The organism is Cellulomonas jepli, from assembly GCF_047229345.1.
Taxonomy (GTDB): domain Bacteria; phylum Actinomycetota; class Actinomycetes; order Actinomycetales; family Cellulomonadaceae; genus Cellulomonas_A.
Genome location: NZ_JBFTER010000163.1, coordinates 1 through 6,203, shown reverse-complemented (window position 1 = coordinate 6,203; position 6,203 = coordinate 1). Strand labels below are relative to the sequence as shown.

The 6,203-nt window shown below is 76.0% G+C and carries 6 protein-coding genes; 3 read left to right on the top strand and 3 right to left on the bottom strand.

Going from position 1 to position 6,203, the window contains the following annotated elements:
- Both AB6N24_RS22360 and AB6N24_RS22355 read right to left on the bottom strand, forming a co-directional pair.
- Positions 1–1,530: UvrD-helicase domain-containing protein (locus AB6N24_RS22360; protein ID WP_412871562.1), on the bottom strand; the 1,530-nt coding region annotated here is incomplete at its 3' end.
- A 63-nt stretch (positions 1,531–1,593) separates the two neighbouring features.
- Positions 1,594–2,481, bottom strand: a complete 888-nt coding sequence (locus AB6N24_RS22355; protein WP_412871561.1) for a DUF3152 domain-containing protein — start codon at positions 2,479–2,481, stop codon at positions 1,594–1,596.
- A gap of 179 nt (positions 2,482–2,660) precedes the next feature.
- On the opposite strand from AB6N24_RS22355, the gene AB6N24_RS22350 reads away from it, so the two are divergent.
- Both AB6N24_RS22350 and AB6N24_RS22345 read left to right on the top strand, forming a co-directional pair.
- Positions 2,661–3,284: a TetR/AcrR family transcriptional regulator gene (locus AB6N24_RS22350; RefSeq protein WP_412871560.1), complete on the top strand. Its 624-nt coding sequence runs from the start codon at positions 2,661–2,663 to the stop codon at positions 3,282–3,284.
- Between the two features lie 89 nt (positions 3,285–3,373).
- Positions 3,374–3,598 carry a DUF3107 domain-containing protein gene (locus tag AB6N24_RS22345; protein ID WP_412871559.1) on the top strand — a complete coding sequence of 75 codons (225 nt, stop codon included), beginning with the start codon at positions 3,374–3,376 and terminating at the stop codon, positions 3,596–3,598.
- 145 nt (positions 3,599–3,743) lie between these two features.
- Here AB6N24_RS22345 and AB6N24_RS22340 read toward each other — a convergent pair whose 3' ends face one another.
- Positions 3,744–4,427 carry a ferritin-like fold-containing protein gene (locus AB6N24_RS22340; protein ID WP_412871558.1) on the bottom strand — a complete coding sequence of 228 codons (684 nt, stop codon included), beginning with the start codon at positions 4,425–4,427 and terminating at the stop codon, positions 3,744–3,746.
- Positions 4,428–4,749: 322 nt separating this feature from the next.
- Here AB6N24_RS22340 and AB6N24_RS22335 point away from each other — a divergent pair.
- A partial coding sequence (locus AB6N24_RS22335) for a DEAD/DEAH box helicase (protein WP_412871563.1) occupies positions 4,750–6,203 on the top strand: 1,454 nt, incomplete at its 3' end.

The window sequence follows — 6,203 nt, the reverse complement described above, 5'->3', positions numbered from 1 at the left end:
GCGCAGCCCCACGGTGTCGAGCCCGCCGAGCGGGGAGCACAGCAGCCGGGCCGCGGTCTCCGCGTCGAGCTCCGCGGCGCCGACCGTCCCGGCGGGGAGCACGCAGCGCACCGCGTCGAGGAGCGGGCGGACCGCGGGCTCCTCGCGCAGCGGGACGTCGCTGCCCAGCACCGCGACCGGCACGCTCGCGCTCGCGAGGGCCCGGCGCAGCGCCGTGACCTGCGCGCCCGAGCGGGCCACGACCGCCATGCGCTCCCAGGGCGTCCCGTGCTCGAGGTGCGCGAACCGCAGCGCGTGCGCGACGTACGCGGCCTCCTGCGCGGTGCTCGGCAGGATGGCGACGCGCACGTTCCCCGGTCCACCGTCGCGTGCCGCGGCCCGGCGGTGCACGACGGCCCCCTGGGCGCCGACCCGGGCCGCGACCCCGGACGCCACCTCGCGCAGGCGGGTGCCGTGCCGCCAGACCGTCCCGAGGACGAGGCGCTGCGCACCGAGCTCCCCGGGGCCGTCGCCCTCGACCGTCGCGCGCGCGACGAGCGCGGGGCTCGCGCCCCGGAACGTCTGCACCGCGCTGTCGGGGTCGGCGAAGAGCGCGAGCCGTGCGCCGCCGTCCGCGAGCACGCGCAGCAGCCGGGCGGTCGCCGCGGTGCTCTCGTGGTGGTCATCGACGACGACGAGGCGCCAGCCCGGGCGCGGTGCCGCCGCGACCTCGTCGTCCCACGCGAGCAGCGCCTCGGCGGCCTCCTCGACGACGACCGCGGGGTCGTAGCGCGAGCCCAGGTCCGGCGTCGCGGTCCGCAGCAGCGTGACGTCCAGGTACTCCTGGTAGACGGCGGCGGCCGCGACCCACGCGGGGCGGGCGTGGCGCCCCCCGAGCTCGGCGAGGTCGACCGGCGCGAGCCCGCGCTCGGCGGCCCGCATGAGCAGGTCCCGCAGCTCGTCGCGGAACGCGCGCAGGCCGAGCGCCTCGGGCGGGACCGACGCCGGCCAGTCGAGCGGGACGCCGTCGCCCGCGGCGTGCCCGGCGAGCAGCTCGCTGAGCAGCATGTCCTGCTCGGGGCCGGAGATGAGGGTCGGCGGCGGCTCGCCGAGCAGCGCGGCGCGCGCCCGGAGCACCGCGAACGCCGCCGAGGCGGCCGTGCGGACCATCGCCTGCCCGGACGTCCGCTGCAGCCGGGCCGAGAGCCGGTCGCGGAGCTCCGCGGCGGCGCGCCGGCTCGCCGCGACGACCAGCACGTCCTCGGGCGCGAGGTCGCCGTCCGCGAGCGCCGCCACGACCGCCTCGACCACGACGCTCGTCTTGCCGCTGCCGGGTGCGCCGAGCACGAGCAGGGCCCGGTCCGTGCCGGCGGCGACGCGCTCGACGACCTCGCGCTGCTGCGGGTCGAGCGCGAGCCCGCCGCCGGCCTCGAGCACCCCGCCCGCGCCGGCGGCGCCGGCAGCGCCGCGCGTGAGCACCGCACCGTGCTGCTCGACGATCGCCGGACGCACGAGCCGCAGGGGCGTGGCGCGCGACGGTCCGGGGTTCACGGGCAGATCACACCACACCCCACCGACACTCCTGTGGCGCCCACGCGAGGCGCCCACGCACCCTCAGGAACCGGGGAACGGCCAGGGGTTGGGGGTGCACGGCGCCATCGGACCGGTCTGCTGCTGCATGAGCGGCGCGACCTCGCCCGGGCCGCCGCAGTACTCGTGCCGGTGGCCCAGGATGTGCCCCACCTCGTGGTTCACGAGGTAGTGCCGGTACGCGACCTTGTCCCCGTCCCACGAGCTCGAGCCGTCCACCCAGCGCAGGTAGTTGAGCACCGCGCTGCCCTTGATCCCGCAGGACACCTTCCCGACGGTCTCGAGCGGGGCGCACATCCGGTCGACGAGCGCCGGGGACGCGAGCACGACCCGCAGCTCGGCGTCGCCGTCGGTGCGCGCGAACACCATCGACCCGTCCGCCCCCCAGCCGCGCGGGTCGTTGAGCGTCGCCATGACCGTGTACGCGAAGAGCCCGGCGTCGACGTCGAGCCCCTCCTCGACCTCGACGCGCACCGTGCGCACCGCGGGCGCCGCGCCGGCCGCGGGCGACGGCGCCGCCTGGGACCCGGGGACCACCGCGAGGTCGCCCGACGCCGAGCGCGGGACGTCGAGCGAGCGCAGCCCCGCGGCGAGGTCGGACGCGGTCGGCCCGCCCCCGCGCTCGAGGCTCGTGGACCCGCCGCCGAGCTGCGGGACGAGCACCTGGTCGGACACCTCGGTCGCGTCGGTGGCCACCGGCTCCTCGGGGAGCGAGTCGAGCTCGCCGACGAGCTCCGGGGTCGGCGTCGCGGTCGGCCGCACCTCGTCGCGCGTCGCCCGGTCGTCGCCGCGCGTCCCGGTGACGGAGCCCCACGCCTGCACGACGGCGCCCCGCGCGGCCGAGCCGGGCAGCGACCCGACGGCCGTCGCACCGCCCGCGCAGAACGACACGACCACGACGGCGAGCGCCACGAGACGCGCCCGTCTGCGCCGCGCAGGCCGCCCGAACGAGGACGCGTCGGGCCCCGCGCTGGACCGTCCGGGGGACGGGTGGGGGGCCGACATCCGAATATCGTCGCATCCCGGACACATGCCGTGGCTACCATCGCCGGGTGAGCGAGGTGGGGGCGGGACGCGCGAGGAGCCCGCGCATGGCGAAGCAGGCGCGGCGCGCGCAGGTGCTCCGCGTCGCCCAGGAGCTGTTCGCGGGCGACGGCTTCCACCACGTCTCGATGGACGACATCGCGGAGCGCGCCGAGGTCAGCAAGCCCGTCCTGTACCGCCACTTCCCCTCGAAGCTCGACCTCTACCTCGCCGTGATCGACCAGCGCGGCCAGGCCCTGGTGGACGCGATCGAGACGGCCGTCGAGCCGATCGAGCGCGGGCCCGTGCAGCCGGGTGACGGGCGCGACGTCGTCATGGCGATCGTGCGCGCGTACGTCGAGTTCGTCGACGGCGCCGGGGAGTCCTCGACGCTGCTGTTCGAGTCCGACGTGACGCACGACGCCGACGTCCGCACGCGCGTCGAGCACGCGACCACCGAGGCCGCGCGCCGCATCGCCGTCGTCCTCGAGGACGTGACCGGCCTGCCGACGGGGAGCACCGTGATGCTCGCGACCTCGCTCACCGCGATGGCGCAGGTCGCCGCGACGCACCGGCTCCGGGTCGCGGGGGCGCCGTCCGCCGACGAGACTGCGGAGCTGGTCGGACGACTCGCCTGGGGCGGGGTCGCCGGGCTCATCCGGCCGGACTTCGAGTACGACGGATCTGCCTAGGATGACGGAGCGGTCCGCGCGACGAGCGCGGGCCGTACGTCCCGCGCTCGTCGGTGCGGGACGAGGAGAGCTGCGAGGAGACGGTTTCAGTGGACATCACGATCGGCGTGCAGAACCTCCCGCGCGAGCTGGTGGTCGAGTCCGACCAGACGGCGGAGCAGGTCGCCGCGGCCGTCGCTGCCGCGCTCGAGAGCAAGACGGTGCTCGAGCTCGTCGACACCAGGGGCCGGCGCGTCATCGTCCCGGTCGCGACGCTCGGCTACGTCGAGATCGGCGCGGAGTCGAAGGGTCGCGTGGGCTTCGGCACCCTCTGACCCCGGCACGGACGAGGACCCGGCGCGGCTGACCGTGCCGGGTCTCGTGCTGTCCGGGCCCGCGGGCCCTGGCGCCGCGCCGCGTCAGCCGGCACACCCCGCCGGGCGGCGCCGAGGCACCGCGGTGCCGGGGCCGAGCGACGCGTCAGGCCGTGAGCCCGAGGCGCCCCATCCGGCGCGTGTGCTGCGCGGTGAGCTCGCCGAAGAGGCGGGCCGAGCCGTCGCCGCCCTGCGCGCCGTCCGATGCGGCGGCGGCGAGCCGGGCGAGCCCGGGACGCGTGGCGAGCAGGCTCTGCACGACGCCGAGGGCCTCCCCCACGAGCCGGCGGCCCCACAGCGCGAGCCGCGAGACGAGCACCTCGTCGTCGGCGCGCGCCACGTCGAGCTCGGCGACCGCGAGCTCGGTGTGCCCGACGTCGCCCAGCACGTCGAGCACGAGCGTCCGCGACTCCTCGTCGAGCGACGCCGCGGCGTGCCGGCAGAAGTCGTCCGCGACGCCGTAGCCGACGTACGCGGTGAGCAGCCGCTCCCACCACGTGCTCGGGGCGGTGCGGGCGTCGAAGTCGTCGAGCACGTGCGCGAACGAGCCGAGGACCGCCTCGGGGTCGCCGCCCAGCTCGGCGACCCGGGCGAGCACCCGGTCGCGCCGCTCGACGCTCGTCGCCGCGAAGCGCGTGAGCTGGAGGCGCTGCGCGAGCGTCGGGGCGAGCGCGGCGTCGGCCGCGAGGCGCGCGAACGCGACCAGCTCGAGCTGCGCGACGAGGCCCAGGAGCTCGAGGGTGTCGGCGCTCTGGGCGGCCTGCGTGCCGGTCGGAAGCGTCTCGGTCATCCGAAGATCGTAGCGCCGCGACGCTCCCGGGTGACCGGCCTCACAGCCGCCCGGACGGGCGTCCGGTAGCATCGAGGGCGTACATCGGTTGCCCGGTCGTCTCGACCGCCTCGTGCCTCCACCGCCCTCGCCGCTCGCGAGCGCCGCGTCGTCACGAACTGACATTCACGATCGGCTGCCGGCCAACCACGTGGCGATGCCCGTCTCCTGACCCGGCCCGAGCGCCGGAGGGACTCGTGCGGCTCGCCACCACACGAGTGAAGAGTCGCCTGTGACCACCATCGATCCCGCTCTCCCCGCCGACGCCACCACCGTCGAGGGCCTGCCCCTGCTGGACGAGGCCACCGCCACCTCCAGCAGCGTGCAGGCGAGCAACCCGTCGTTCGCGGACTTCGACGTCCGCCCGGAGATCGTCGCGGCGCTCGCCGCGGCCGGTATCACGCACCCGTTCCCGATCCAGGCGATGACCCTGCCGGTCGCGCTCTCGGGCCACGACATCATCGGCCAGGCCAAGACGGGCACCGGCAAGACCCTGGGCTTCGGCGTCCCGCTGCTGCACCGCGTCGTCGCGCCGGGCGAGCCCGGGTTCGACGAGCTGCCGGCGCCCGGCAAGCCGCAGGCGCTCGTCGTCGTCCCGACGCGCGAGCTCGCGGTCCAGGTCGCGGGCGACCTCATGACCGCCTCCGCGAAGCGCTCGGTGCGCATCGTGCAGCTCTACGGCGGCCGCGCGTACGAGCCGCAGGTCGACGCGCTCAAGACCGGCGTCGAGGTCGTCGTCGGGACCCCGGGCCGCATGATCGACCTGCTCAACCAGGGCTACCTGGACCTGTCGCGCGTGCGGTGCGTCGTGCTCGACGAGGCCGACGAGATGCTCGACCTGGGCTTCCTGCCCGACGTCGAGAAGCTCCTCTCGCGCACGCCCGCGTCGCGCCACACGATGCTGTTCTCCGCGACGATGCCCGGCGCGGTCGTCGCGATGGCGCGCCGCTACATGACGCAGCCGACGCACATCCGCGCGAACGACCCCGACGACGGCGGCCAGACCGTCAAGAACATCAAGCAGGTCGTCTACCGCGCACACGCGCTCGACAAGGTCGAGGTGCTGGCACGCCTGCTGCAGTCGGAGGGCCGCGGCCTGACGATCGTCTTCGCCCGCACCAAGCGCACCGCCGCGAAGGTCGCCGACGACCTCATCGAGCGCGGGTTCGCCGCGGGCGCGATCCACGGCGACCTGGGCCAGGGCGCGCGCGAGCAGGCGCTGCGCGCGTTCCGCAACGGCAAGGTCGACGTGCTGGTCGCCACGGACGTCGCGGCGCGCGGGATCGACGTCGACGACGTCACGCACGTCGTGAACTACCAGTGCCCCGAGGACGAGAAGACCTACCTGCACCGCACCGGCCGCACCGGGCGCGCGGGCAACAAGGGCACCGCGGTCACGTTCGTCGACTGGGACGACGTCCCGCGCTGGGGCCTGATCAACAAGGCGCTCGAGCTGGGCATCCCGGAGCCCGTCGAGACGTACTCGAGCTCGCCGCACCTGTTCACGGACCTGAACATCCCGGCCGGGACCAAGGGGCGGCTGCCGAAGTCGGCGCAGACGCGCGCGGGCCTCGACGCCGAGAAGCTCGAGGACCTGGGCGAGACCGGCAAGCGCCACACGTCCGCGGGCGGCCGCCCGACCGGGCGCGACGGCGGCCGTGACAGCGGCGGCCGTGACAGCGGCGGCCGTGACAGCGGCAGCCGCGACAGCGGCCGTGGGCGCGGTGCGCGTGACGG

What these genes read in the sequence shown, in the direction of transcription:
- AB6N24_RS22350 (WP_412871560.1), top strand. Translation starts at nt 2,661, where the DNA reads ATGGCGAAGCAGGCGCGGCGCGCGCAGGTGCTCCGCGTCGCCCAGGAG.
- AB6N24_RS22340 (WP_412871558.1), bottom strand. Translation starts at nt 4,427, where the DNA reads ATGACCGAGACGCTTCCGACCGGCACGCAGGCCGCCCAGAGCGCCGAC.